Source organism: Neorhizobium huautlense (assembly GCF_002968575.1).
Classification (GTDB): domain Bacteria; phylum Pseudomonadota; class Alphaproteobacteria; order Rhizobiales; family Rhizobiaceae; genus Neorhizobium; species Neorhizobium huautlense.
In genome coordinates this window covers 86,006-110,828 of the sequence record NZ_PVBM01000011.1, presented here as the reverse complement: position 1 = coordinate 110,828, position 24,823 = coordinate 86,006, and the positions used below count along the sequence as shown (strand labels likewise).

Sequence of the window (24,823 nt, the reverse complement as noted above, 5' to 3'; positions counted from 1 at the left end):
TGAAGCAGGCTTGAAGCGGTGGGTGAAGTCAGTATTCGTGCTCGTAGAAGATGCCGGCCTTGCCGCCTTCGGTGCCGGCGCCGGCCTTGAGCTTCACGCCCCGACCGACATCGAGGTTGATCGTGGCCTGGGCTCCGCCCGATCCGCCCTGTTCGATCTGCACATAGGTTCGGTTGTTGATGTAGCGGCCGACCGAGACGGTGGTCTGGCCCGTCTCGTCGGTATTAATGTCCAGGTCGTCAACGCCAAGGTTGCTGCGCAGCGTCTCGAGGAGAGAGGTGGAGCCGCCGCCGGCAAGCTGGGTGACAGCGTCGGCCAGCTGAGCAATCTGCAACGGCGAAAGCCGCGACATCGACTGCCCGAAGATCAGGCGGGCCAGCACCTCGTCCTGCGGGAGGGCCGGGGCGGACGAGAAGGCGATGTTCGGGTCGTTCGCCACGCCCGTGACCTTTACCGTGATCGTCGTCTGGGCGGAGGTTGTGCTTGCTTCCATGTTGAGAACCGGAATCAAACCACCGCCAAATGTGATATCGCCATCGGTGAAGTCGAGCCGCTTGGCCAGGATGACGATCCGGCCGCGGCGCATCTCGAAGCCGCCGGAAACGATGGGCGCTATTGCAGTGCCTGTGATGTTAATATCGCCGCCAAGCTCTGCGTCGATCCCGCGGCCTCGCACAAAGATGCCGTTGGGCGCGCTGATCTGGAGGTTCAGCTCGATCGGATTCGAACTGCCTTTCGGACCCTTCGGACGCAGTTTCTCCATTTGTCGAAGAACGTCCGGCGGAGCGTTGCGATGGCGAATGTCGACTTCGGCAAGCGATGTGGGCAGTCTGGCGGGTACGGTAATCGCCGCCTTGGTCAAGGTGATCCTGCCTCCGAGAACGGGGCCGGATGTCAGGGGGCCGGTAACGGTCAGGGCGCCATCGGCGGTCGCGGCAAACAACGCGCCGTCCGCATAGGTCGCCTGGGCTAGGGTAATTCTCAGATCGGCCGGAAAGCCGGAATCGGGTGTGATGCCGACGGAACCCTCTGCCGATATCGTTCCTCCTCCCGACAGCTTTCCGGACAAACGCGAGATATTGGCTCTGGCGCCATCAAAGGAAACATTGGCGGCAAGGTCGGAAATGGCAAGATTGCGTCGTACGTCGATGAACCGCGCGCCTGACGCGGTCGCCGTGCCAGTGACGTTGGGCGCCGCCGCGGTGCCGCCAATTGCCAGGTCAACATTGCCGGTGCCTTCGAGCACAAAACCCTGGGCGGCAAGTTGGCCGGAGAGGATGGAGAAAGGCAGCTTGCCGTTGAACTTCAGGTTCAGAGGTTTTTCCCCGGCCAGCGAAACGGAGCCGCCGCCGGAGAGCGAGATGCCGCCTCCACCGGTAAGTCGGGTATCCAGTGTCACCGTGCCCTTTTCGAACGTGCCGGCGGCGGTGACGTCGAGCGCAGAGATGCCGGCCGATGCGGTCTGGCTCACGCCGGCATTGGCCCAGCGAAGGTCATAACGAACGGCCGGCGCCTCGGGCGTACCTGTCGTCGCAACCGTGCCGGAAATCGTTCCGCGGGCGCCGAGGCCGGGTGCAAAGGCGTTGACGAGTTCCGCCGGCACCGCATTGGCGCGGGCGTTTATATCGAGGGCAGGAACGCCGTTTTGAAGAAGGACGCGGCCGGTTGCAGAGAGGTCCAGGCCGCCGGAGCCGGTCAGGCGGGTGGCGTCTAACGTGACTGTCCCGTTAGCGAAGCTTCCACTGGCTGCCACACGAAAAGGACTGATGCCAGCATCGCGCATCTGGCGAAGCTGTGCATCACTCCATTCTAAATCATAACGGATAGCCGGGGCCGACGTGGACCCGGTCGCGTTGATGGTGCCGGTAATCACTCCCGCAGCGTTGATCGTCGGTACGAACGTATTCAGCAGGCTGGCAGGCAGAGCCTTGATGTTGGCCGTCAGATCCAGCACTGTCCCTGCAGAACCATTGACAGTAACGCTGCCGTTGCCGGTCGCGAGCGTCAGCCCGGAGAGGTTCGCACTGCCATTTGCGATGGCGATGCGGGTTGGCTGCTCGAGCCGGATTGGGATATTGCGCGGCGAGGCCGTGAAGCTCTCGATGCCGACCGAAATGTCTTTTCCGGTTTGAACGTCTCCGACAGCGTTGAGCGGCGCATTGTCATACCGGGCGGCAAGGTTGAAGCTCGTCCTATTGTCGCCATGGCGGACATCGAGATTGATATCGTCTACGCCGACCGAACCGGCGCCAAGGCGGGTGGCTCGAACAGTGCCCTCTGCGGCGATTGCCTTGATGTCGGGGATGGCGAGATCGATATTCGGTTGGGAAATCTGGAGCGAGCCGCGACGAAGCCCGCTGCCGGACGCCCGGATAACGGCGCCGGCCCGGTTATCCGTGTTGCTGAAGACAATGGTGCCGCGAAGATCGCCTTGAGCCTGCTGGGCGGCGAGTGCCGCAAGCAACGCGACATCCGGGAAGTCAAATGTAAGTTGACCTTCCGGCAGGAAGCCTTGCGAGAAGTTCAAGGCGCCGGTGAGCTTGTTCGGACCCACCTCGGCATTGATGGCCTGCGCGCTGGTACGTCCTTCCGCCGACGCGATATCGGCATTCACCCGGATCGGCTGACTGTCGAGCGAGCCGGTGGCCGCCAGCCTGCCCTTCGGCGCGTTGGGGTCGACGGTGCCATCGAAGACAAGACTCATATCCTGAAGCTTGCGACCGACAAGCCGCGCTTCTGCAGAATTGATGACGGCCTTCACCGCCATTGCGCTCAGTGGGCCGTTGGCGGCAATGTCGAAGCCTGCGGCCCCTTCCGCCTCCGGCAACCAGCGCCGCAGATCCGGCACGCGACCGGCAAGCCGGCCGGAGATCTTCCGGTCTTCCAACAGAATGTTGCCGTTCGCCTCGACCGCGTTCGACCGCATCACGAAGTTTTCAAGGCTCACGCGGCCGCCGTTGACGACATTGACATAACCTTCGGCCGACAGCTTGCCTTCGAACTTGGATACCAAAGACGGCGGCAGCACCGCCGGATTGGCGAAAATGCGGAAATTGCCGGTTACGGCCTGCTTTGAGGTGTCGTAGGCGCCGGAAAGGGTACCGTTGACATTGGCGCTGTCGAAGGTCGCGGCATCAAGGCCGATCGCCGGCGGGGCGAGACGCAGGGGGGCATCGAGCGTGAGGGGGCCGCGAACGATCCGATCCAGATCGTCGCTCGTAAAGTCCGTCCGGGCAACCGTCAGGCGGCTACGGATGCTGCCCGATCGGTCGAGAAGGTTGAGATCCTCGCTTTCGGCCTGCAGGCGGATCTGCCCGAAACGGCCCTGCGGCAATTCGGCGGCACTCAGCGCTGCCGTTGCATTAAAGCGTGCGGAAGAGGCCGCGCCCGTCAAGGTGAAGTTTATGCTTTCGAAAGAGAAACGGCTTTCTTCGCCGTTGATCGGCCAGACGAAATCGGCAGGACCGTTCACACCGACAAGGCCTGCGGTCAGGCTGTTGTCGCCTGTCGGATCCCAGGCGCCCTTGGCCGTCATCCTGACCGTTCCGGACGTCAGGTCGCCCCGTTCGATATCGATGCGGCCCGATGGAGCGTAGATGGCGGCGATGTTGATGTCTGTTGTTCCGCCGAACAACTGGCGAAATGCGGGAGGCAAGAGAGTTGCAAGCTGACCACCACCGGTGATCTCCACTCTATGCCTGCCGTTCTCTACCAGTTTGTGAGTGCCGTTGACGGCGATCACCGGTACTCCGGCGACATTGCCCTGCAGCTTGCCGGCCCAATCGGAAAGCGGGCCTTCGCCGTCCAACGCCAGTTGAACGGCCGGAGCGCCCGGAAGCCGCAGGAGGCGAGCGAGCAAGCCGCCTTGCGGTTCAGCGACAGATGCTTTCAGCGTCAGGCGGTTTTCCGACGGTGCATAGACCACATCGGCAAAGGCCTTGGCATCCGGCTCATCCTTTCGCGTCGCTTGCAGATCCAGGGAAATATCCGGCCCGGTGGCGTCGATCGAGCCTTTGACAGACAAGGAAAAATCCCTGCCCGAGAGCGCTTGCGAGAGATTGATGTCGGGCAAGTCGATCTGCGCAACCCGGACTCCCACCGGAAGCGGTGAGCCGGATGAACCGGAACTCGGTTGTGTTGTCGCTTTCGACGGTCTCGGCGGCCTAATCAGATTGACGGTCTCTGCGGAGATGCGCTCGGCGCGGAAAACGCCGGTGACCAGCGCCGTCGGCGACCAGTCGACGTTTATTCCGCCAATCTGAGCATAAGGGCCGGCATCATCGGAAAGCGTGATCGTATCGAGCCGCAAGTTGCCCGTCAGCAGACCTTCCGGCCGCGAAAACGTAATCTCGCGATCGGGGGTGGAGACGATCGAGGAAATGCGATCGGCAGCAACGCGTCCGCCCACCGGCGTCAGCGCAACGAACAGGACAACGCCCAAGGCCATGACGAACAGGATCGCGACCGCGCCAAGCGCAGCCTTCAAGATCCATTTCAACAGGCGAACCATCAGCGTCATGCCTGCAACTTCACCTTTCCAAAAGCCTCTCAGAATGCCTGCCCGATGCCTGCATAAATACCGTATTGGCTGCCGCCGTCATACCGTTGCAGTGGAGTTGCAACGTCCAGCCGAAGCGACCCGAAAGGCGTGGCATATCTTACGCCGATCCCTGCACCAGCACGAATATCAGAAAAATCAGGCACGATTCCGGTCGAAACAGTGCCGACGTCGATAAACGGTACAATGCCCACCTTCTCTGACACTTTTACCCTCACTTCGAAAGATCCAAGTGCATAAGATCGCCCGCCGGTGGCTTCGCCGGCGCTGTTGTAGGGGGAGATTTCGCGATAAGCATAGCCGCGCACCGATCCTCCGCCTCCGGCGAAGAATCTGCGCGTCGCCGGAATAGTTTCAAGACCGTCGCCGCCCACAAGCGTTCCTGCGGCCAGACGGCCTGCAAGCACGATGCCGTCCTCCTCTCCGAAGCCGAGATAGCCGGAGATCGAGCCTTCGAACGAGGAGAAGATGGTTCCGTCGAGAACTTCGTAGCTCGGTTTCGCCGCAAGCGTGGCATGATAGCCTTCGGTCGGATCGAGCTTGTTGTCGCGGGCATCGCGTTCGAAGCTCAGCGGCACGCTGAGGGTGACATACTGGTTCTTGCCGAAGGCGTCATCGGTGTTGATCCACGCCACCTCGCCACCGCCGGTCAGCTTGTCCGTCTCATTGAGCTCATAGGCGATGGTGGCCGAATAGGTGACCGATTGCGCCTCATAGACGTCGGGTGTCTCGCTCTTCGCTTCCAGACGGGATTCGAAGGTAGCTTCCGGCACGAAAGCTCCGGGCTTGGTGAAGATGATACCGGCCGAATAATTGAAGGTGCTGACGTCGGTCGTCGCGCCGATTCCGGAGACCGATCCCTCGATGCGCAGCGATTCCGCCTCACCGAACAGGTTGCGATGCCCCCAGTAGCCTTCCAGGCCTGCGCCGTCGATCGAGGAATATTCCGCGCCGAAGCCAAAATAACGGTGTTTGCCCTCGGAAATTTCGATCGTCAGCGGCAGCGATCCGTCGGGAGCCAGCGCGTCGGCCTCGCGGATCGTCACGCTGGAAAAGACGCCGAGCTCGCGCAGGCGCTCGGAAGCCTTCTTCAACTGTTCGGGCGAATAGCGTTCGCGTTTGTCCAGCCGCGAATAGCGGCTGATGAAGGCGGCATCGACGGTCCGCGATCCCTTGACCGCGACTTCTCCAAAAGGAGCCACAGGTCCACCGACGGCGCCCATCACCACGTCGATCGTTTTTGTCCTGTGATCGGCGGTTACCTTCCGGTCTGTCAGCCTGGCGAGCGGACGCCCCTCGTTTTTTAGGTCGACAAGAAGTTGCTCGCCGGCCTTGAGAATGAGGCGCGAGCCGGCTTCGCCGCCCGGCACAAGGTCATACTTTTCCGGATCCCGCCCCACCGCATCGCCTTCGAAACGGGCCGAGCCGAGCTTGAACACCGGGCCGGGATCGACACGCACGGCAACGGGAACCGGAGCGGAGTGATCGAAGGCGGGATTGGGCGGCAAGCGGTCGATGTCGGTGCCAGCAATAGAAATCTGTACGATGCCGCCGTAGCGGGCCTCCTCGAAAAGCACCGCGATGAGGCGCTTGCGATCCTCGCGCGCCTTGATCACGACGCCAAGATCGCCCGAAACGGGCTGTTTCTCATCGGTGACAAGCGAAGCAGCGTTTTCAAGCCGCTCCTTGAGGTCCTTGTCCGCATCTCCGGTCTGCAGGGTCGCATCGTAGCGGACGGGATCGATGACTTCGACGGTATCCTCGTTGTCGCCAAAGAGCGTTATGCCGAAAATCTTGAATGCGTATGCACTCCCCGCAAGCGGCGGACAGAACAGGAGGGCCGCCGCCAGCAGAACGGTGCCTGCTGCCTTCACCCTCGGGTCTTTCATCCGCCCAGTGCCTTTGTTCCGCATACGCAAATTTAACTGTCGCTTCCCCGGCGGAAGGCCCTCATAGCCCCCGACAAAGAAACCTATCTAACCGCAAAAGAGGAGACGGGGTACCCCTTGTCTGCCTTTCGTGATGATTTCATGAAAGAATAAGCCCCGGAAATTGCTCCGGGGCCACAGCCTTGGTTCCTACGGACGCTTGTTCAATAGCGGCGCGGGCAATCGTCAACATAGCGCCGACCGTAACGGTCGCGGTAGTAGCATTGGCCCGGCTGTTCGGCGACTGAGCCGATCAGTGCACCCGAAACGCCGCCGATCGCTGCCCCGACAGCGGCGCCACGTACGTTGCCGGTTGCAAGCCCACCGATTACGGCGCCGGATGCGGCGCCGATGCCGGCCCCCTGTTCGGTGGCAGTGCAGCTCGCGAGGGATACACCCACCATCAAAAGCACCATGGCCTTCTTCATGACTTCCTCCTTGTTTTCTTGTGACCCGGCTGTCGACACGATTGGGCATTTGCCTCGGTCAGTCGCCCGGCAGCCATCGGCGGGAACAATAAAGCGGAGCGCGCAGGAGTCCATACCGGGGCTTGTCGAGGTTCCCGATTTTTTCCTTGCTTCGCGGGTGCTTACCCGGGTTCCCTTACCGGAATCGAGGATCAAATAATTGCCGATCCCGTGGAAAGTAGCAGTTGATCCTCGCGGCAAAAGAGCAAATGATGTTCTGCGTGTCCGGGAGGGATACGAGGAGGAAATCGATGACGAAAGTGACGCTGACCGTGAATGGCCGCACGATGAGCGGCGAGTGCGAAGACCGCACGCTGCTCGTGCATTTCATCCGCGAAAAGCTTGGTTTGACTGGAACGCATGTGGGATGCGACACGACCCAATGCGGCGCGTGCGTTATCCATATGGACGGCCGTTCGGTCAAAAGCTGTTCCATCTTGGCCGTGCAGGCCTCAGGCTCCACGATCACGACGATCGAGGGTCTCGCCGGTCAAAGCGAATTGCATCCCGTCCAGGCGGCGTTCAAAGAGCATCACGGACTGCAATGCGGCTTTTGTACGCCCGGCATGGTGATGACCGCGGTCGACATGATCAACCGCCATGGCGGCAGCCTGACTGAGGAGAAGGTCCGGGCGGAGCTCGACGGCAATATCTGTCGGTGCACCGGCTACCACAATATCGTCAAGGCCATCCTGGCCGCCGATGCTGAAATGGCGTCGGGTCGACAAGCTGCGGAATAACGACGTCGGATTGGAGTAGTGATGCGGCTTCCGGCTCCTTCAGGGGTGCCGCCGCTCGCACTTCCTCGCGCGATAAATTGCTAATTCGCTATTCATTCATTTCTGAAGGAGATGAAAATGGGTGTTGAAGGAATCGGAGCACGCGTAACCCGCAAGGAGGACAAGCGCTTCCTGACCGGCAAGGGCCGCTACACGGATGACATGACCGTTCCCGGCATGAAATATGCCTATTTCGTCCGCAGCCCGCATGCGCATGCCAAGATCGTGAACATCGACGTCAGTGCCGCGAAATCCATGCCCGGCGTCATCGATGTGCTGGATGGCAGGCAGCTTCAGGCCGACGGCATAGGCAACCTCATCTGCGGCTGGATGATCCATTCGAAGGACGGGTCGCCGATGAAGATGGGCGCGTGGCGTCCGCTGGCCGTCGATACGGTACGTTATGTCGGCGATGCCATAGCGATCGTGGTGGCGGACTCTTCCGGGGAGGCAAGGGATGCGGCCGAAGCCGTCGTTATCGATTACGAAGTGCTGCCTGCGGTGGCGGATGTTGCCGCCGCCATGCAGGCAGGCGCTCCCCAAATCCACCCCGAAGCTCCCGGCAATCTCATCTACGACTGGCAGATCGGTGATCCCGATGCGGCAGACAGGGCGATCGCCGCGGCTGCGCATGTGACCGAGATCGACATCGTCAACAACCGTCTTTCGCCGAACCCGATGGAGCCGCGTGCGACACTTGGCATCTACGATTCGGCCGAAGATCACTATACCTGCTACACCACCAGCCAGAATCCACATGTGGCGCGCCTGGTGATGAGCGCCTTTTATAACGTTGCTCCGGAAAACAAGCTGCGGGTCATCGCGCCGGATGTCGGCGGCGGCTTCGGCTCCAAGATCTATATCTACCCCGAAGAGATCGTCTGTCTCTGGGCGTCCAAGAAGACAAACGTGCCGGTAAAATGGACATCGGACCGCACCGAGGCCTTCCTGACCGATGCCCATGGCCGCGACCATATCTCCAAGGTCAAGATGGCTTTCGATGCAGATCACCGGATCACTGCGCTGAAGGTCGACACGATCGCCAACCTCGGCGCCTATATGTCGCTCTTCTCCTCGGCCGTGCCGACCTATCTCTATGCGACGCTGCTCTCCGGGCAATACGCGATCCCGGCAATCCACGCCAACGTGCGCACCGTCTACACCAATACGGTGCCTGTTGATGCCTATCGTGGCGCGGGCCGACCCGAGGCGACCTACCTGCTCGAACGGACCATGGAGACGGCAGCCCGTGAGCTTGGGCTCTCGCCGGCGGAACTTCGGCGGAAGAATTTCATCCGGTCCTTCCCCTACCAGACGCCAGTCATCATGAACTACGACGCCGGCAACTATGAGGCTTCGCTCGATGCCGCCATGCAGGCGGCCGACTGGAGCGGGTTTGCTACCCGGCGATCGGAGGCGCAAGCGCGCGGCAAAAAACGCGGCATCGGCATGAGCTGCTATATCGAAGCCTGCGGTATCGCTCCATCCGCTGCGGTGGGTTCATTAGGCGCCGGCGTCGGCCTCTGGGAATCGGCCGAAGTGCGTGTCAATGCGGTCGGCACGATCGAGGTGTTGACGGGATCGCATAGCCATGGCCAGGGTCACGAGACCACCTTCGCGCAGCTTGTAGCCAGCCGTCTCGGTGTGCCGATCGAAAGCATCAACATCGTCCATGGCGACACGGACAAGGTGCAGATGGGTATGGGCACCTATGGCTCGCGCTCCGGCGCAGTCGGCATGTCGGCCATCGTCAAGGCGCTCGACAAGGTCGAGGCCAAGGCGAAGAAGATCGCGGCCCACCTAATGGAGGCGGACGAGAGCGACATCGTCATCGAAAACGGCGAACTCAAGATCGCCGGCACCGACAAGACGCTCCCCTGGTTCCAGGTGGCACTGGCCGCCTATACCGCCCATAACCTGCCGTCGGGCATGGAGCCGGGGCTGAAAGAAACGGCCTTCTATGATCCGTCCAACTTCACCTTCCCGGCCGGCTGCTACATTGCGGAAGTGGAAGTGGATCCGGAAACCGGCGAAACGGACATCATCCAGTTCGTGGCTGCCGACGACTTCGGCAATATCATCAACCCGCTGATCGTCGAGGGACAGGTGCATGGCGGACTGGCGCAGGGGATCGGCCAGGCGCTGCTCGAAGGCGTTCATTATGATGAGAACGGCCAGCTTCTGACCGCAAGCTTCATGGATTACGCCATGCCGCGGGCCGACGACCTGCCGTCGTTCAAGCTGTCGCACCAGAATACGCCATGTCCCAGCAATCCGCTCGGTATCAAGGGTTGCGGCGAGGCCGGTGCGATCGGCTCACCTCCGGCCCTAATCAACGCGATCACGGATGCGATCGGCACCAACAGGCTCACGATGCCCGCCACTTCGATGAAGGTGTGGCAGGCAATGCACGCGGCTCACTGAGGAGGAAGAGAGATATGTATGCAACCAGCTATCATCGCGCTTCTTCCGTGGAAGATGCCGTCCAGCTTCGGTCCGCCCATGAGGAAGGTAAATACCTTTCCGGCGGTATGACGCTGATCTCGACCATGAAGCAGCGGCTTGCCGCGCCAAGCGATCTGATCGACCTTCGCCACATTCCGGCGCTTCGCGGAATTTCGATCGAAGGCCGCCGGGTGAAGATCGGGGCCGCGACGCCGCATGCGGATGTCGCCGCCTCGCGGGACCTTCGCGCCCTGTGCCCGGCCATTTGCGATCTCGCCAGCCATATCGGCGATCCGCATGTGCGCCATATGGGAACCATCGGCGGCTCGATTGCCAATAACGATCCGGCTGCTGACTATCCGGCCGGTCTGCTCGGACTCGGCGCCACCATCGTCACCGACCGCCGCTCGCTCTCTGCCGACGATTTCTTCGTCGGTCTCTTCGAGACTGCATTGGAGGAAGGAGAGATGGTGACGGCCGTCACGTTCGACGCGCCGGAAAAGGCAGGTTATGCCAAGTTCAACAATCCGGCTTCACGGTTTGCGATGACCGGCGTCTTTGTCGCGAAGACGGCTTCAGGTGTACGTGTGGCGGTCACCGGCGCAGGCTCGGATGGGGTATTTCGTCATCCGGGCTTCGAGCAGGCTCTTGCCTCCAACTGGTCGGCCGATGCGTTGGCAAACGTTTCCGTCGACTCGTCCAACCTGTTGTCGGATCTGCATGCGAATGCAGAATACCGGGCAAACCTCGTGAAAGTCATGGCAAAGAGGGCAATCGCTGCAGCCGGCTGAGGCGAATCAAGGCGGGAAAATCAGCGAGGAGAGGAGACCAAGCCGCTCTTCTCCTCGTTACTTGACGTGGATCAATTATCACGCTTTCGATATCGCTTAGGTTCTCCTTGGAATAATTCAAAAAAACGGGCCTTTTTGCCGCAGGTCGGTTTTATTCGCGCTTGGCGGGGTTGACGAAAAGCGCGGCTGAAATCAAAACCGAGGCAGGTTCTGGAGTGAGACATGGATTTCGAGGCATTTTTCAAGAGCGAACTGGACGCCCTTCATACGGAAGGACGGTATCGTGTGTTCGCCGATCTCGAACGACATCGCGGTAATTTTCCGCGTGCGACGCGCCATACTCCGGATGGACCGAGAGAAGTTACGGTCTGGTGTTCCAACGACTATCTCGGCATGGGCCAGCATCCAGCCGTGATCGAAGCGATGAAAGAGGCGATCGATCACTGTGGCGCGGGTGCGGGAGGCACCCGGAATATCTCTGGTACGACTCACTATCATGTTCTTCTCGAGCAGGAGCTTGCAGACCTGCACGGCAAGGAAGCCGGCCTGATCTTCAATTCCGGCTATATGTCGAACTGGGCGACGCTCGGCACGCTTGGCCAGAAGATCCCGGGGCTTATCATTTTCTCCGATGCGCTGAACCACGCATCGATGATCGAGGGGATTCGGCACGCCAAGTGCGAGCGCGTCATCTGGAAGCACAATGATCTCAACGATCTGGAAGCCAAGCTGGCGGCCGCGGATCCCAATGCGCCGAAGCTGATCGCTTTCGAATCCGTCTACTCGATGGACGGCGATATCGCTCCCATCAAGGAAATCTGTGATCTCGCCGACAAATACGGCGCGATGACCTATCTCGATGAGGTTCATGCCGTCGGCATGTACGGCCCGCGCGGCGGCGGCATCGCCGAGCGCGAAGGTCTGATGGATCGCCTGACGGTCATCGAAGGCACGCTCGGCAAGGCGTTCGGCGTGATGGGCGGTTACATCGCCGCATCGGCCGCGCTCTGCGACTTCATTCGGTCCTTTGCCTCCGGCTTCATCTTCACCACCGCCCTTCCGCCGACGCTGGCAGCCGGGGCGCTGGCCTCCATCCGGCATCTCAAGGCAAGCCCGTTCGAGCGGGTTCGCCACCAGGATCGGGTCCGCAAGCTGCGCACGCTGCTCGACCAGCGCGGTATTCCGCATATGCACAATCCGAGCCACATCGTGCCGGTCATGGTCGGCGATGCTGCAAAGTGCAAATGGATCTCGGATATCCTGCTCGACACCTGCGACATCTATGTCCAGCCGATCAACTATCCGACGGTGCCGCGCAAGACCGAGCGCCTGCGCATCACTCCGACGCCGCTGCATTCGGATGCCGATATCGAGCATCTGGTGGGTTCGCTGCACCAGCTCTGGTCGCGTTGCGCGCTCGCCCGTCACGTCGCCTGACCGATCTGAAGTCTGGATAAACGAATGGCCGCTTATGCGGCCATTTCCATTCCGGCGATGATTTCGCTGGCGCGGCGCCTTGCCTCGTCATCGGCTGCAAAGACCTCGTCCATGCTGCGTGCCGCTCCATGGCCCTGCATTACATCCATCACCTGTTCGGCCACATCCGCCATGCTCAGGAAGCCGATACGTCCTGCGCAGAAGGCATGGAAGGCGATTTCCTCTGCCGCGTTCATGACCGCCCCCTGTACGCCGCCGCGCTGCAGTGCCGTCCGGGCAAGTCGGAGAGCCGGGAAACGCACTTCGTCCGGAGCCTCGAAATCCAGTCGCGCCAGTTTGGCGAAATCCAGCCGCTGAACATCCAGCGTTGGACGGTCGGGGTAGGTCAGGGCATAACCGATAGCGGTGCGCATGTCCGGGCAGCCGAGTTGGGCGAGTACCGAGCCGTCCGTGTAACCCACCATCGAGTGGATCACCGACTGCGGATGCACGATCACTTCGATCTGGTCGGGGCGAAGGTTGAAAAGGTGTTTCGCCTCGATCATTTCCAACGCCTTGTTGAACATCGACGCGCTGCCGATCGAAATTTTCAGGCCCATCGACCAATTGGGATGCGCACGGGCGACCTCGGCCGTCACGCCGGCCATCTGTTCGCGCGTCCAGGTGCGGAACGGACCGCCGGACGCCGTCAGCACGATGCGCTCGACAGCGTGATGCTGGTCATCCTCCAGCGATTGAAAAATGGCACTGTGCTCGCTGTCGACGGGGATCAGCCGGCCGCCACCTTCGGCAACCGCTCCGACGAAGAGTTCGCCGGCCGAGACGAGGCATTCCTTGTTGGCGAGAGCGATATCGGCTCCCCGTTTTGCAGCTGCCAGCGTCGGAGCAAGGCCGGCGGTGCCGACGATCGCGGCCATGACCCAGTCGGATTGACGCGCGCCTGCCTCGATCAACGCCTCACGGCCGGCCGCAATCTCGATGCCGGTGCCGGAGAGCGCATCTTTCAATGCGGCATAATGCGTTTCGTCGGCGGTCACGGCAAACTTGGCGCCGCAGCTTTTTGCCTGCGCGGCCAGAAGCGGGATATTGGCGTTGCCGGTGATTGCCACGACCTCAAAAGCGTCGAGCCCGCCGAGCTGATCTACCACATCGAGCGTGTTGACGCCGATCGAACCTGTCGAGCCGAGGATGCTGATGCGACGTTTGCCGGTTTCGGCCATGATCTTTCCTGTTTTACTAAGCTGCCGCTGGTCTACAAGCGAAAGTCGCGGCTCACAAGAGCGGGCTTGATTTCAGGCCCGGCCGCGACCACGTGCAGCTTGATGCTTTCCATGCTTTCGGGTGAAACAGAGCGATGAATCAGATGCGAGACATCCAGACGACATGCGTCATTGCAGGGGCAGGGCCGGCGGGGATGATGCTGGGTTTCTTGCTGGCACGAGCGGGCGTGGATGTCACGGTCGTCGAAAAGCACGGTGATTTCCTTCGCGACTTCCGGGGCGACACCATTCATCCCTCTACGCTGGAGGTCATGCACGAGCTCGGGATCATAGAAGAGTTTCTGAAGCTGCCGCATACGCGGGCGCCAAGACTTTCCGCGGAAATGGGCGGCCGGACGGTCACGATTGCCGATTTTTCCCGCCTGCCGGTCAGGAACCGCTTCATCGCCTTCATGCCGCAATGGGATTTCCTGAATTTCATGGCTGCCCAGGCGCAGCACTTCCCGAACTTCCGACTGATCATGCAGGCGAAGGTGGCGGGTATTCTGGAAGAGCGGGGCAAAGTCGTCGGCCTGGAAGTCGAGACGCCGGAAGGAAAGTTCAATATTCATTCGCATCTGGTCGTCGGCGCGGACGGCCGCAATTCCGTGGTGCGGGAAAAGGCCGGGCTTGCCGTCGAGAGTTTCGGTATACCGAGCGAAGTCGTCTGGATGAAACTCTCCAAGCAGCCGGGTGATCCGAACCAGGTAATGGGGCATGCCGGCCCGCGCCAGGGTTTTGTGCTGATCGACCGTGGCGATTATTGGCAGTGCGGATATGTCATCCGCCGCGGAGCTTTTGCGGAAATCCGCGAGAGAGGTCTCGAGGCCTTCCGCCAGATGGTGATCGACGTGTCGCCGCTGCCGGCCGATCGCATGCAGGAAATCGGCAGTTTCGACGACACAAGCCTGCTGACGGTGCGGATCGATCGGCTGAAGCAGTGGTGGCGTCCCGGCCTTCTCTGCATCGGCGATGCAGCCCACGCCATGTCGCCGATCGGCGGCGTCGGCGTCAACCTGGCCATTCAGGACGCGGTCGCTGCCGCCAATATCCTATCCGAGCCCCTTCGCAACAGCCGTCTATCCGATGGAGATCTGGCGGCGGTCGAGAAGCGCCGCAGCTTCCCCACCAGGGCGACGCAAAAACTGCAACTGATGATGCGCAGCAGCCGGCGCAGCGATCAGGCGGACGAGCAGAAACGCCAAGGCCCGCCCGCCTTCATCCGCAGCATCGCGCGTTGGCCTGCACTTGCCCATCTCGCCGGCCGTCTGATCGGGCTCGGCTTCCGGATGGAACACGTCCGGCCGCGCTGATGTGGCCTACTTCTTGACGCCCATGACCTCGGCGCAGCGCGAGAGGCTGAAGCCTTCGCCATCCGTATCATTCGTCGCGCGCAGCATGCGGATCGATTTGTCCGGCCCGGTGGTGATCTGAAGTTCGCAGAAGAGTTCTTCCGTGCGGGCCGGGGAAACCAACTGCGGCGCTACCGGCTGACCCGAAATGCCGAAAGACGAGCTTTTGGTGGTCGTGACGGTGCTTCCGTCAGCCTTCTTGTGCGTCTCGGTCGTCGTGCGGGTGACCCGGTTGGCGTCCTGGTTGGCCGGTTGCGGTGTCTGGTATTGAGCTGGGACATAACGCGTCGTCTGACCGCCGACCCAAGTATAGATCGTACCACCGTCATTCAAAGGAAAGGAAGAGACCGGCGGGCCGTAATAGGTAAAGAAGGAATCGACCGGCTGGCCGATCCATTTTGACTGGATCGCCTTATTGGCTTCTTCGGTCGTCGTGCAACCGGCGATGACAACGGCCAGCACACCCAGCGCAGCCGCGCGGGAAAAACTCAGTTTCATTGATTGACAGCCCCCTTGAGTAATCTGCCGCTACCCCACATGCGGCAGCAGGATTTTTATGGTCGGTTAACCTTTCATGCAATCCGGCGCCGGCCAGCTACGGAGGATGTCCACAGGCAGGAGAGCAACCTTTCAACCTGTGCCTCGTTGAGACGAAAGCGAGGTTTGAGGTCCGTCATGTTCATGCTGGGAAGAATGTTAACGATGGCGATGGCGCTCCTCGGCGGCATCTTCTTTTCGCAGGCCCCTGAATTCGCGCAGCAATACCGGCAAAGGATCGGAGGGGCGCTGGACGAACTGAAGATCCTGATTTCCGAGTTCGATGCCCAGGCCAATCATGCCGGTCTGGATCGGCAGGCCGCGCTCAATATCTATTCCGCTTCGCCGGAGACATTTCTCCGGCGTCAGGGCGAGGCGATGCGGCGCACTTTTGCGCGTTATGAGATGCTGGCAGAGCAGCAGCACGAGCTTATGCTTGCGCCGCCGCTGAGGAGGCCGTTCGTGGTGCTGCAACGGCCGGATTCCACCACTTTCGCCAACGCCTGGCGCGACTTCGTTCCGGCGGTACCGGTAGATATGGCAGGCTTGATCTGGGCGGGCGGGGGATTGTTCTGCGTTTGGCTGGCTGCAATTCTATTCGGCATGATCGGTCGCGGTACGGTGCGGCTGGCGCGACCGAAGCGGATTTCGCAAGGCCCCGCTGCGGTATTCTGACCGCCCACGCGAAAAGCTGCGAATCACTTCCTTGTCGCGGGAAGGGACCACACTTCGGGTGGCGCCATAACCATCTGGGTGCTCGAAACGCTAGCGAGCTGCGGTCGTTGAAGCGGAACGGGAGCTTGCAGCGGCAGCGTCAGATCGTCTGCTTCTGCCACGAGGCTTGCCTGCTGGACATCATTGACGGCCATCAGTGCCGGCGATGTGGAAAGATGAGGCGCGAAGCTCAGGATATATTCATCCGCCGGCTTGGGTGCGGGGGTTTGCAACTCGCCGTCGTCGCCGCGTTTCTCGTAGAAGGCATTCCCGCCGGCGACGGTGACGTAGTGCATGTTGTCATAGGGAAATCTCAGTCCCTCGCGATGAAAGAACATCGCTTCCTTCACTTGAGGATTGCGCTCGCCGCGAAGGATGGCGTCAGCGGCCTCATCCAGCTCGACCGCCGCCTGTTCCTTGAGTGGGCGCGTCATCACGCCGGGTGCAAACTGCCTTTCCTGACCGACAACGCCGCAGATGGTGTCCGGATAAGCTACCGACGTCAGGCGGTTCATCACCACGGTACCGACCGCCATCAGCCCGTCTCGGCTCGACCGTTTCGATTCGAAATACATGGCGCGTTTCAGGCATTCACGGTCCGATGCCGTGTAATTGTAGAGCTTCTTCTTCGGGATATTGCCAATGGGAGCGGAAGTCTTGACGGTCTCGCTCTTGATCGCGGACGTGGTCTGGGACGAGGTACAACCTGCCAGAAAAACGATTCCGATTAGGAAAACCGCCCTTCGAAAAAGGGAGTATTCAATCGCCGCCATGAGCGTCCCCGCCATCGTATGTTCACAAATCATTTCGGCGTGAAAGATTTGCCTCAAACACCGCATTCGATCAAGACAAATCTATAGGGGCGGAAAAGGTTAATAAATCCTTGCGCTCGATGCGAGGACCGATGAGCGGAAGGCCGGGAACGGGGAGATCGCATGGACCGTGTTGAAATGGTGATCCCAGATGGATTCGAACCATCGGCCTCAGGATTAGGAATCCTGCGCTCTATCCTGCTGAGCTATGGGACCACTTGGGGAAATCCATACAAAAGGTCAGGCGTTAAGCCAAGCCTTTTGTCTCACTCATTCCGCAAGCCGCTGTTCGACCAGCCGAACCCAGTAGGAGATGCCGAAGGGGATCGCTTCGTCGTCGAAGTCGTAATGCGGGTTATGAAGGGCAGCCGTATCGCCGTTGCCGATGAAGATAAAGGCGCCGGGCCGGCGCTTCAGCATGAACGCAAAGTCTTCGCCGGCCATGCTGGGGTCGACATTCGCGTCTATGTTGGAAGCACCCACCACATCGGTCGCAACCCGGATCGCATGTTCGGTTTCCTGGTCGTGGTTAACGGTCACGGGGCACCTGCGTTCGTATTCGATGGCCGCTTCCGCGCCATGGGCACTGACGATGCCGTTGACGATCTGTCGGATCCTCGTCTCGGCGAGATCGCGCGTCTCTTCGCTGAGCGTTCGCACCGTACCCCAGAGCGTCGCCTGGTCGGGAATGATGTTATGGGTCGTGCCGGCATCGAAACGGGTTACCGAAATGACGACCGAACGGACCGGATCGGCATTGCGTGCGGCAATCGCCTGAAGACTGCCGACGAGTTGCGAACCGATGAAGATCGGGTCGACGGTCCGGTGCGGCTGGGCGGCATGGCCGCCGCGGCCGTTGATGGTGATGGTAAAGCGGTCGGGTGCCGCCATGATGCCGCCTTTGCGGATGGCGAACTGGCCGAGCGGGATTCCGGGCATATTGTGCATGCCATAGACTTCTTCGATGCCGAAGCGCTCCATCATGCCGTCCTCGATCATCGCCAGCGCGCCGGCACCGCCTTCTTCGGCTGGCTGGAAGATCAAGGCGACGGTGCCGTTGAAGTTTCGAGTTTCGGCGAGATATTTCGCCGCACCGAGCAGCATGGAAGTGTGCCCGTCGTGGCCGCAGGCATGCATCCTGCCAGCAGTCTTCGAAGCCCACGGCCTGTCGGTCAATTCCGTAAGGGGAAGCGCATCCATGTCGGCGCGCAGCCCGATCGTGCGACCTCCGGGGCCTTTGCCGCGGATGATGCCGACGACGCCGGTGCGGCCGATCCCCGTGACGATTTCGTCAACGCCGAATTGCTTCAGCTTCGCGGCGACAAAGGAAGCCGTATTTTCGACGTCGTAAAGGATTTCAGGATTTTCGTGAAGATATCGCCGCCACTCGCTGACTTCGCCCTGAAGTTCGGCGGCCCGGTTCAAAATTGGCATAATGTTCCCTGTTCTAGTTACTCACGCGGATATGAATCGTCCTCCCCCGAAGATAGTGCCCATCGTGATTGACGCAATCAATCTTCTTTGCCATTGCTTGGCCACATAGGCCGCATATGCGCCACACTCGTTAAGCTGTTCGAACGAGGGATGATCTTGCCGATTTCTTGCATCCGCTCCGGGGCTTCCGCCCGGATGATCTCAACTGTGGTGGCCTTCGGCCTTCTCGCGTCCGCCGGAAGTGCCGCGGCCAATCCGAAGATGGTGGTCGATGTCAGGACCGGCCGTGTGATCGCCCACGAGGACGCCTTCCGCAAATGGTATCCGGCATCGCTGACCAAGCTGATGACGGCCTATGTCACCTTCAAGGCGCTGAAGAGCGGGAAGCTTGCGCTGGATACGCCGGTTATCATGAGCAAGAAGGCGACGGATCAGCCGGCGAGCAAGATGTATTTCAAGCCCGGCTCCAAGCTGACCATGGATAGCGCGCTGAAGATCCTGCTCGTGAAATCGGCAAATGATATCGCCGTCGCTGTTGCCGAAACGGTCGGCGGTTCAGTCGATCAGTTCGTCGCTCTGATGAACAGCGAAGCGGCGCGCCTCGGCATGAACTCGACACGCTTCATCAATCCTCACGGCTTGCCGGGCAAAGGGCAATACACCACCGCCCGCGATCTTGCGGTGCTGGCGTTGCAGCTCAAGCGCGAATTCCCCGAATATCAGGGTTACTTCTCCCTGGAGGGGATCAGCACCGGCAAGAAGGACTATCCGAACTACAATACCCTGATCGGGCGGTTCGACGGTGCCGACGGCATGAAGACCGGCTTCATCTGCGCCTCGGGCTTCAACCAGGTTTCCTCTGCGACGCGCGACGGGCGTACGGTGATCTCCGTCGTTCTGGGGGCTGACAGCCTTGCGGGACGTGCGGACGATTCGGCCAACCTCCTGCAGCAGGGGCTCATGGCCTCGTCTGCCGAAGGCGTGCCGCTGTCGTCGCTTGCACCTTACGGCAATACGGCGGCAGTCACCGATGTCAGCGCCGAGATCTGCAACCCGAAAGCAGCCAAGGTGCGGAGCGAGAACCGCGACGACGCCGGTCGAACGGTGCTGCATTCGCCTTATATCCACGAGATGACCCGGCCGCCGGTCTACAGCTTCGCGGGGCTTATTCCCGGAAGCGAGCAGGTCGCCTCGACCGTGGGCGCAAACGAGATCGCGAATGTGCCGATCCCGCAGCCACGCCCGACTTTCTGAGCATTGGAATAGATCATGTCTTCTGCCCGCAACCGAATTCCGGTTTCCATCCTCACCGGTTTTCTCGGTGCCGGAAAGTCGACGCTTCTCAACCGTATCCTTAAGGACCCGGGCACCAGCGGCACGGCCGTCATCATCAATGAATTCGGCGAGGTCGGCATAGACAACTTTCTCGTCGAAGCATCGGGCGATGCGCTGGTGGAACTTTCCAACGGCTGCCTCTGCTGCACGGTCCGCGGAGAACTCGTCGATACGCTTGCCTATATGATGGACGGCATCCAGACGGGCCGCCTGAAGCCGATCCGCCGGGTGGTGATCGAGACGACCGGTCTTGCCGATCCGGCGCCGGTCATGCAGTCGGTTATGGGCAACCCGGTCATTGCGCAAAACTTCGAGCTCGACGGCGTCATCACGGTAGTCGACGCGGTGAATGGGCTTTCGACGCTCGACCGTCACCCGGAGGCGGTGAAACAGGCTGCCGTGGCAGACCGGTTGGTCATTTCAAAGCTTTCCATGGCCGATGCGGCTGAGATCGGTGCTCTCAAGGCGCGGCTGGCGGCCCTCAATCCGCGCGCGCCGATGATGGATGGCAACAGCGAGGGAGCCGGCGTGGCGGCCATTCTCGAGAACGGCCTCTATGATCCGGCCACCAAGATCGCCGACGTGGACCGCTGGCTGCGCGACGAATTGGCGAACGACGATCACGGCCATGACCACCATGATCACGGTCACCATGAACACGATCATCATCATGGGCACGGTCACCACCATCATCACGATGTAAACCGTCACGGCGACGACATCCGCTCGTTCTCAATCATTCACGACAAGCCGATCGATCCGATGGCGATCGAGATGTTCACCGATCTTTTGCGTTCGGCGCATGGCGAAAAGCTTCTCAGGATGAAAGCGGTCGTGGCGCTGTCCGACAATCCGGACCGGCCGCTCGTGCTGCACGGAGTGCAGAGCGTTTTCCATCCGCCGCAGCGTCTGGCGAAATGGCCGGACGGATCCGACCGGCGCACCCGGATGGTGCTGATTACGCAAGGGTTGCCGGAAACGTTCGTTTCGGATCTCTTCGCCGCCTTCACCGGTCAGCCGCGCGTTGATCGCCCTGACCGCAAGGCGCTGGAAGACAATCCGCTCGCCGTGCCGGGCCTGCGCATGTAGGGCGTCAGCCCTTGCGGATCAGGAAGCGATGACCGGTTTCGGTCTTTTCTGATCGGACGATCTGGTGGCCTTCCTGGCTGCAGAAATGCGGGATGTCGATCCCGGCCAGCGGGTCGGTGGTCTCGATCAGGAGTTCGGCGCCGCTGTGCATTTCCTTGAGCCGGCGCCGGGTCTTCAGCACGGGCAGTGGACACTTCAGGCCTCTCAGATCGTAGAGGCCTTCGGTCGACACGCTCACTCCTTGCTCCAGAACTTCCAGAATGGCTTCTTCTTTTCTTCCGTGATCGGGGGAGCCGCATAGGCAAGCGGGTTCTGTGCGGGAATCGGAACCGTGGTTGTGGTGCCCTGAGCAGAAGCGACGGTCGCAGTGGAGGCCGGTGCGTTGTCGCCCGGCACGCGATCCTGCTTCATGCGCTCGGCGGCAGTGGCTGCACGCGGCGAGGGAGCGGCGGAAGCAAGCACGGTATTGGTAGGCTTCGGCTGGGCCGCTGCCATCCGCTTTTCCATCATTTCCTTGAATTCTGCTTCGCTCATCAGCTTGCCGGCTTCGAGCGAAGTGCCGGTTGGAGCGTAAGCCAGTTCGCGGCCCTTGCGCTTGGCGGCAACCACTGCCTTGCGTTCGGCTTCCGTCGGCTCATACCAGACCTTGCCCTCGAACTTGTCGATGGCTTTCTGGTAGGCGACCTCATAGGTCTTGCCGTAGGATGTCAGAGCGCTTGCAAGCGCCGGCGGTGTGGACATCGGCGGGCAGGCCGCGGCAGCCGGGCCGAACTTGCCGTCACCGTCAAGCTGCTGGTTGAACACATATTTTTTCTCGCAGACGGCCACTTCCGGCGGGCGTTTGGTGACTTCGAAATGGTCGTAGCCTGCCTTCACCATCTTCCAGAAATCGTAATTCGGATTGTCGCGGTGACGTGCCATGTTTTCCGCCGTCATCCGGAAGGGGAAGGCCTGAAGCTGCACCGTGGTCTGGCCGCCCTTGAACGCATCGCGGGCAAATGCGTAGATTTCCAGAACCTGCTCGTCGGTCATGGAATAGCAGCCGGACGACGAACAGGCGCCATGGATCATCAGGTTCGATCCGCTGCGGCCGTTTGCCTGGTCATAGCGGTTGGGAAATCCGGTATTGATGGCGAGATAATATTTCGAGTTCGGGTTCAGGTGCGCCGGCGTCAGGTTGTAGAAACCTTCAGGCGCCTGACGGTCGCCTTCCTTGACTTTCGGACCCAGCTTCCCGGACCAGGCGCATATCTGATAGCTGGCGATCACGTCGAAGCGATTGTCGGCCTTCGCCTTCCAGACCTCCAGTACCCCTTCTTCCTTGAAGATGCGGATCATGATCGGCGAATTGCGCGGCATGTTCTTCTTCTGCATTTCCGCAACGATGCGGGAAGGCAGAGGCTGTTCGACCTTGTTCTTGACGCTCTTGAGGTCAATACTTGCGGAATCGAGCGTATCATTGCAGCCCGTTAGGGCGGTCGCGACGAGAAAGGCGAGAGCGATGTGTTTCAGGCGCATCGAGACGGACCACATGAACTTGGAACGTTTACCGGGTTCGGTACTGGCTACAATCAATAAAGCGGTAAGCTTTACATCTTCTTAACCGCTTCGATCCGCCTGTCTAGAGAAACCGTCCCAGTTTCACTGTTATCAGCAATATGGCTAAATTTGGCTGTTTCGGCGAGAAACGTCGACAGATCAGAGGTTGCGGCCGATATCGAGGAACTTTTGCCGGCGTGCGGCTCTCAATTCCTCGCCCGAAAGCCTGCTCATGTCCTGAAGCGCCGAAGCGATTACCTTGCCGGTTGCTGCAATCACCGTGTCGGGCTCGCGATGCGCGCCGCCGACGGGTTCCGGGATGATCTCGTCGATGATGCCGAGAGCCTTCAAGTCTTCGGCGGTTATCTTCATGTTCGTCGCAGCCTCGCGGGCACGGGTCGAATCGCGCCAGAGAATAGAGGCGGCACCTTCAGGAGAAATGACCGAATAGATCGAATGTTCGAGCATGTAGACGCGGTTGCCGGTGGCGATGGCGATCGCTCCGCCGGAGCCGCCCTCGCCGATAACGATGGAAATCATCGGAACCTTGACGGCAAGGCACATCTCGGTGGAGCGGGCGATTGCTTCCGCCTGGCCGCGTTCTTCGGCGCCGACCCCCGGATAAGCGCCGGCAGTATCCACCAGCGTGATCACGGGCAGGCCGAAGCGGTCGGCCATTTCCATGACGCGGATCGCCTTGCGATAACCTTCCGGGCGAGGGCTGCCGAAATTGTGCTTGAGGCGCGTCTTGGTATCATGGCCTTTTTCCTGGCCGATGACGGCGACCGGTATGCCGTTGAATCGGGCAAGGCCGGACTGGATGGCGGCGTCCTCGCCGAAATTGCGATCGCCCGCAAGCGGCGTGAAATCGGTAAACAGCTTTGCGGCGTAATCGACGAAGTGAGGGCGCTGCGGATGGCGTGCGACCTGTGTTTTTTCCCAGGCGCCAAGCTTGGCGTAGATTTCCCTGGTCGCTTCCCTGACCCGGCTTTCGAGCCTTCCGATCTCTTCGGACGTATCGATGCTCTCGTCTTCCGCGGCAAGCTTTTTGAGCTCGTGGATTTTTCCCTCGAGGTCAGAGATTGGCTTTTCGAAATCGAGATAGGTCTGCATGAGATCCGGTTTCCGGTTGTTATCTCGGGAACAAGAGGGTCCCCAATTTCGGTTTGGCGCCTCTAATCCCGGTTTTTGGCCTGTTTTGCAAGAGGGTGATGCGTTTCGACCAGTTCGCGCAGCCGTTCTTCCAATACATGCGTATAGATTTGCGTGGTGGAAATGTCTGAATGTCCAAGCAACTCCTGTACCACGCGAAGGTCCGCTCCGTTCTGCAAAAGATGGCTGGCAAAGGCATGGCGCATCACATGCGGGGAGATTGCGGCGGCTCTAAGTCCCGCCCGCGCGGCGAGCGCCTTGAGATCGCGGGCGAAAACCTGTCGCGGAAGATAGCCTTCCTTGCCGGCGGAAGGGAAAAGCCAGGGGCTGCTGCCGGTCTTTGCGAGGGAGGCCTGGCGGAAACCGCTATAGGTCTTGAGGGCGGCGATGGCGGCGCGGGAGAGCGGGACCAGACGCTCCTTGTTGCCTTTTCCCTTGATGATGAGGAACCGGCCTTCCTGATCCAGGACTTTTGCCGGCAGCGATACCAGTTCACTGACGCGCATGCCGGTGGCATAGAGAAGTTCGAGCAGCGCCAGCATTCTGACGCGGGAAAGCTGATCCGGTGCAGGGTCGGCTGCCTCCTTGGCCGCAAATTCGAGCAGCCGTGTTACCTCGCCCTCGCCCATCGTTTTCGGCAACGTCCGGCCTTTTTTGGGCGCGTCGAGGATTGCCGTCGGATCATCGCCCCGCAAGCCCTCCGCATAAAGGAACTTGTAGAATTGCCGCATGGCGGAGAGCCGTCTTGCCTGGGAGGATGCAGCAAAACCCTGTTTGCTGAGGTGGGTGAGATAGGCTGCGAGGTTATTGCTTGCCGCAGTCAGCGGAGAAGTCCCGATCACCGCCAGGAAGGAATGGAGGTCTTCGAGGTCGCGTTCATACGAAGCCAGCGTGTTGCCGGCAGCCCCCCTCTCGGCGCTCATCATTTCGAGAAAGGCTTCGATGTGGGCGGCGGAGAGATCGACCATCGCTGTCTTTCGCTATTTCTGCGGGGGAGCCGGATTCAGCCGCTCCGAAGGGATGCGCACGGTGACATCACGCTCGCGCGGATCCACCAGGGTCACAAGCGCCACCATGCTTCCATAGACGATGCCCGCAATCACAGCCAGCACGAACAGGAAGCGGAAAAGGGTGGGCATCGAAAACTCCGTGACGTTGCGACGCAATATATCGATAAAGGTTTACCGAACCACAA

20 protein-coding genes and 1 tRNA gene are annotated in these 24,823 nt (G+C 60.6%); 8 read left to right on the top strand and 13 right to left on the bottom strand.

The window, feature by feature from the left end:
• Nucleotides 1-28: 28 nt before the first annotated feature.
• From C5L12_RS14320 to C5L12_RS14310, 3 genes are all read right to left on the bottom strand, one after another.
• Nucleotides 29-4,519: a translocation/assembly module TamB domain-containing protein gene (locus C5L12_RS14320; RefSeq protein WP_105372719.1), complete on the bottom strand. Its 4,491-nt coding sequence runs from the start codon at nucleotides 4,517-4,519 to the stop codon at nucleotides 29-31.
• 29 nt (nucleotides 4,520-4,548) lie between these two features.
• Complete coding sequence (locus C5L12_RS14315; RefSeq protein ID WP_105372718.1) at nucleotides 4,549-6,471, bottom strand: autotransporter assembly complex protein TamA; 1,923 nt, start codon at nucleotides 6,469-6,471, stop codon at nucleotides 4,549-4,551.
• Nucleotides 6,472-6,650: 179 nt separating this feature from the next.
• The gene (locus tag C5L12_RS14310; RefSeq protein WP_105372717.1) at nucleotides 6,651-6,914 is read right to left on the bottom strand and encodes a glycine zipper domain-containing protein; all 264 of its coding nucleotides are present in this window, start codon (nucleotides 6,912-6,914) and stop codon (nucleotides 6,651-6,653) included.
• A 290-nt stretch (nucleotides 6,915-7,204) separates the two neighbouring features.
• Between C5L12_RS14310 and C5L12_RS14305 the strand changes: the two genes are divergently transcribed.
• From C5L12_RS14305 to hemA, 4 genes are all read left to right on the top strand, one after another.
• A complete protein-coding gene (locus C5L12_RS14305) occupies nucleotides 7,205-7,693 on the top strand; it encodes a (2Fe-2S)-binding protein (RefSeq protein WP_105372716.1) in 489 nt (162 codons plus the stop codon).
• A gap of 117 nt (nucleotides 7,694-7,810) precedes the next feature.
• Nucleotides 7,811-10,156 (top strand): xanthine dehydrogenase family protein molybdopterin-binding subunit, encoded by a 2,346-nt coding sequence (locus C5L12_RS14300; protein WP_105372715.1) that lies wholly within the window; start codon nucleotides 7,811-7,813, stop codon nucleotides 10,154-10,156.
• 14 nt (nucleotides 10,157-10,170) lie between these two features.
• Nucleotides 10,171-10,968 carry an FAD binding domain-containing protein gene (locus C5L12_RS14295; protein ID WP_105372714.1) on the top strand — a complete coding sequence of 266 codons (798 nt, stop codon included), beginning with the start codon at nucleotides 10,171-10,173 and terminating at the stop codon, nucleotides 10,966-10,968.
• A gap of 222 nt (nucleotides 10,969-11,190) precedes the next feature.
• Entirely contained in the window at nucleotides 11,191-12,405 is a 1,215-nt protein-coding gene (gene hemA, locus C5L12_RS14290) for a 5-aminolevulinate synthase (RefSeq protein WP_105372713.1), read from the top strand.
• Nucleotides 12,406-12,437: 32 nt separating this feature from the next.
• On the opposite strand, the gene dxr is transcribed toward hemA, so the two are convergent.
• Entirely contained in the window at nucleotides 12,438-13,625 is a 1,188-nt protein-coding gene (dxr, locus tag C5L12_RS14285; RefSeq protein ID WP_105372712.1) for a 1-deoxy-D-xylulose-5-phosphate reductoisomerase, read from the bottom strand.
• 134 nt (nucleotides 13,626-13,759) lie between these two features.
• Here dxr and C5L12_RS14280 point away from each other — a divergent pair, with 134 nt between their 5' ends.
• Nucleotides 13,760-14,977: an FAD-dependent oxidoreductase gene (locus C5L12_RS14280; protein ID WP_105372711.1), complete on the top strand. Its 1,218-nt coding sequence runs from the start codon at nucleotides 13,760-13,762 to the stop codon at nucleotides 14,975-14,977.
• Between the two features lie 6 nt (nucleotides 14,978-14,983).
• Here the strand turns inward: C5L12_RS14280 and C5L12_RS14275 are convergent, their stop codons facing one another.
• Nucleotides 14,984-15,514: a hypothetical protein gene (locus C5L12_RS14275; RefSeq protein ID WP_105372710.1), complete on the bottom strand. Its 531-nt coding sequence runs from the start codon at nucleotides 15,512-15,514 to the stop codon at nucleotides 14,984-14,986.
• Between the two features lie 177 nt (nucleotides 15,515-15,691).
• Between C5L12_RS14275 and C5L12_RS14270 the strand changes: the two genes are divergently transcribed.
• Complete coding sequence (locus C5L12_RS14270) at nucleotides 15,692-16,228, top strand: DUF2937 family protein (RefSeq protein WP_105372709.1); 537 nt, start codon at nucleotides 15,692-15,694, stop codon at nucleotides 16,226-16,228.
• 23 nt (nucleotides 16,229-16,251) lie between these two features.
• Here C5L12_RS14270 and C5L12_RS14265 read toward each other — a convergent pair whose 3' ends face one another.
• The 3 genes from C5L12_RS14265 to C5L12_RS14255 all read right to left on the bottom strand — a co-directional run bounded on the left by C5L12_RS14265 (nucleotide 16,252) and on the right by C5L12_RS14255 (nucleotide 18,513).
• Entirely contained in the window at nucleotides 16,252-17,040 is a 789-nt protein-coding gene (locus C5L12_RS14265; protein ID WP_105372780.1) for a cell wall hydrolase, read from the bottom strand.
• 178 nt (nucleotides 17,041-17,218) lie between these two features.
• Nucleotides 17,219-17,295, bottom strand: a tRNA-Arg gene (locus tag C5L12_RS14260).
• 54 nt (nucleotides 17,296-17,349) lie between these two features.
• Nucleotides 17,350-18,513 carry a M20 aminoacylase family protein gene (locus tag C5L12_RS14255; protein WP_105372708.1) on the bottom strand — a complete coding sequence of 388 codons (1,164 nt, stop codon included), beginning with the start codon at nucleotides 18,511-18,513 and terminating at the stop codon, nucleotides 17,350-17,352.
• A gap of 195 nt (nucleotides 18,514-18,708) precedes the next feature.
• On the opposite strand from C5L12_RS14255, the gene C5L12_RS14250 reads away from it, so the two are divergent.
• On the top strand, nucleotides 18,709-19,767 hold the full coding sequence (locus C5L12_RS14250; RefSeq protein ID WP_425350789.1) for a D-alanyl-D-alanine carboxypeptidase family protein: 1,059 nt from the start codon (nucleotides 18,709-18,711) through the stop codon (nucleotides 19,765-19,767).
• A 15-nt stretch (nucleotides 19,768-19,782) separates the two neighbouring features.
• Nucleotides 19,783-20,937 (top strand): CobW family GTP-binding protein, encoded by a 1,155-nt coding sequence (locus C5L12_RS14245; protein WP_105372707.1) that lies wholly within the window; start codon nucleotides 19,783-19,785, stop codon nucleotides 20,935-20,937.
• A 4-nt stretch (nucleotides 20,938-20,941) separates the two neighbouring features.
• Here the strand turns inward: C5L12_RS14245 and C5L12_RS14240 are convergent, their stop codons facing one another.
• From C5L12_RS14240 to C5L12_RS14220, 5 genes are all read right to left on the bottom strand, one after another.
• The gene (locus tag C5L12_RS14240) at nucleotides 20,942-21,169 is read right to left on the bottom strand and encodes a sulfurtransferase TusA family protein (RefSeq protein WP_170109099.1); all 228 of its coding nucleotides are present in this window, start codon (nucleotides 21,167-21,169) and stop codon (nucleotides 20,942-20,944) included.
• Nucleotides 21,170-21,171: 2 nt separating this feature from the next.
• On the bottom strand, nucleotides 21,172-22,455 hold the full coding sequence (locus C5L12_RS14235; protein WP_105372778.1) for a L,D-transpeptidase family protein: 1,284 nt from the start codon (nucleotides 22,453-22,455) through the stop codon (nucleotides 21,172-21,174).
• 180 nt (nucleotides 22,456-22,635) lie between these two features.
• On the bottom strand, nucleotides 22,636-23,589 hold the full coding sequence (locus tag C5L12_RS14230) for an acetyl-CoA carboxylase carboxyltransferase subunit alpha (RefSeq protein ID WP_105372705.1): 954 nt from the start codon (nucleotides 23,587-23,589) through the stop codon (nucleotides 22,636-22,638).
• Between the two features lie 62 nt (nucleotides 23,590-23,651).
• Nucleotides 23,652-24,596: a site-specific tyrosine recombinase XerD gene (gene xerD, locus C5L12_RS14225; protein WP_105372704.1), complete on the bottom strand. Its 945-nt coding sequence runs from the start codon at nucleotides 24,594-24,596 to the stop codon at nucleotides 23,652-23,654.
• A 12-nt stretch (nucleotides 24,597-24,608) separates the two neighbouring features.
• The gene (locus C5L12_RS14220; RefSeq protein WP_105372703.1) at nucleotides 24,609-24,767 is read right to left on the bottom strand and encodes a hypothetical protein; all 159 of its coding nucleotides are present in this window, start codon (nucleotides 24,765-24,767) and stop codon (nucleotides 24,609-24,611) included.
• Between the last annotated feature and the right edge of the window lie 56 nt (nucleotides 24,768-24,823).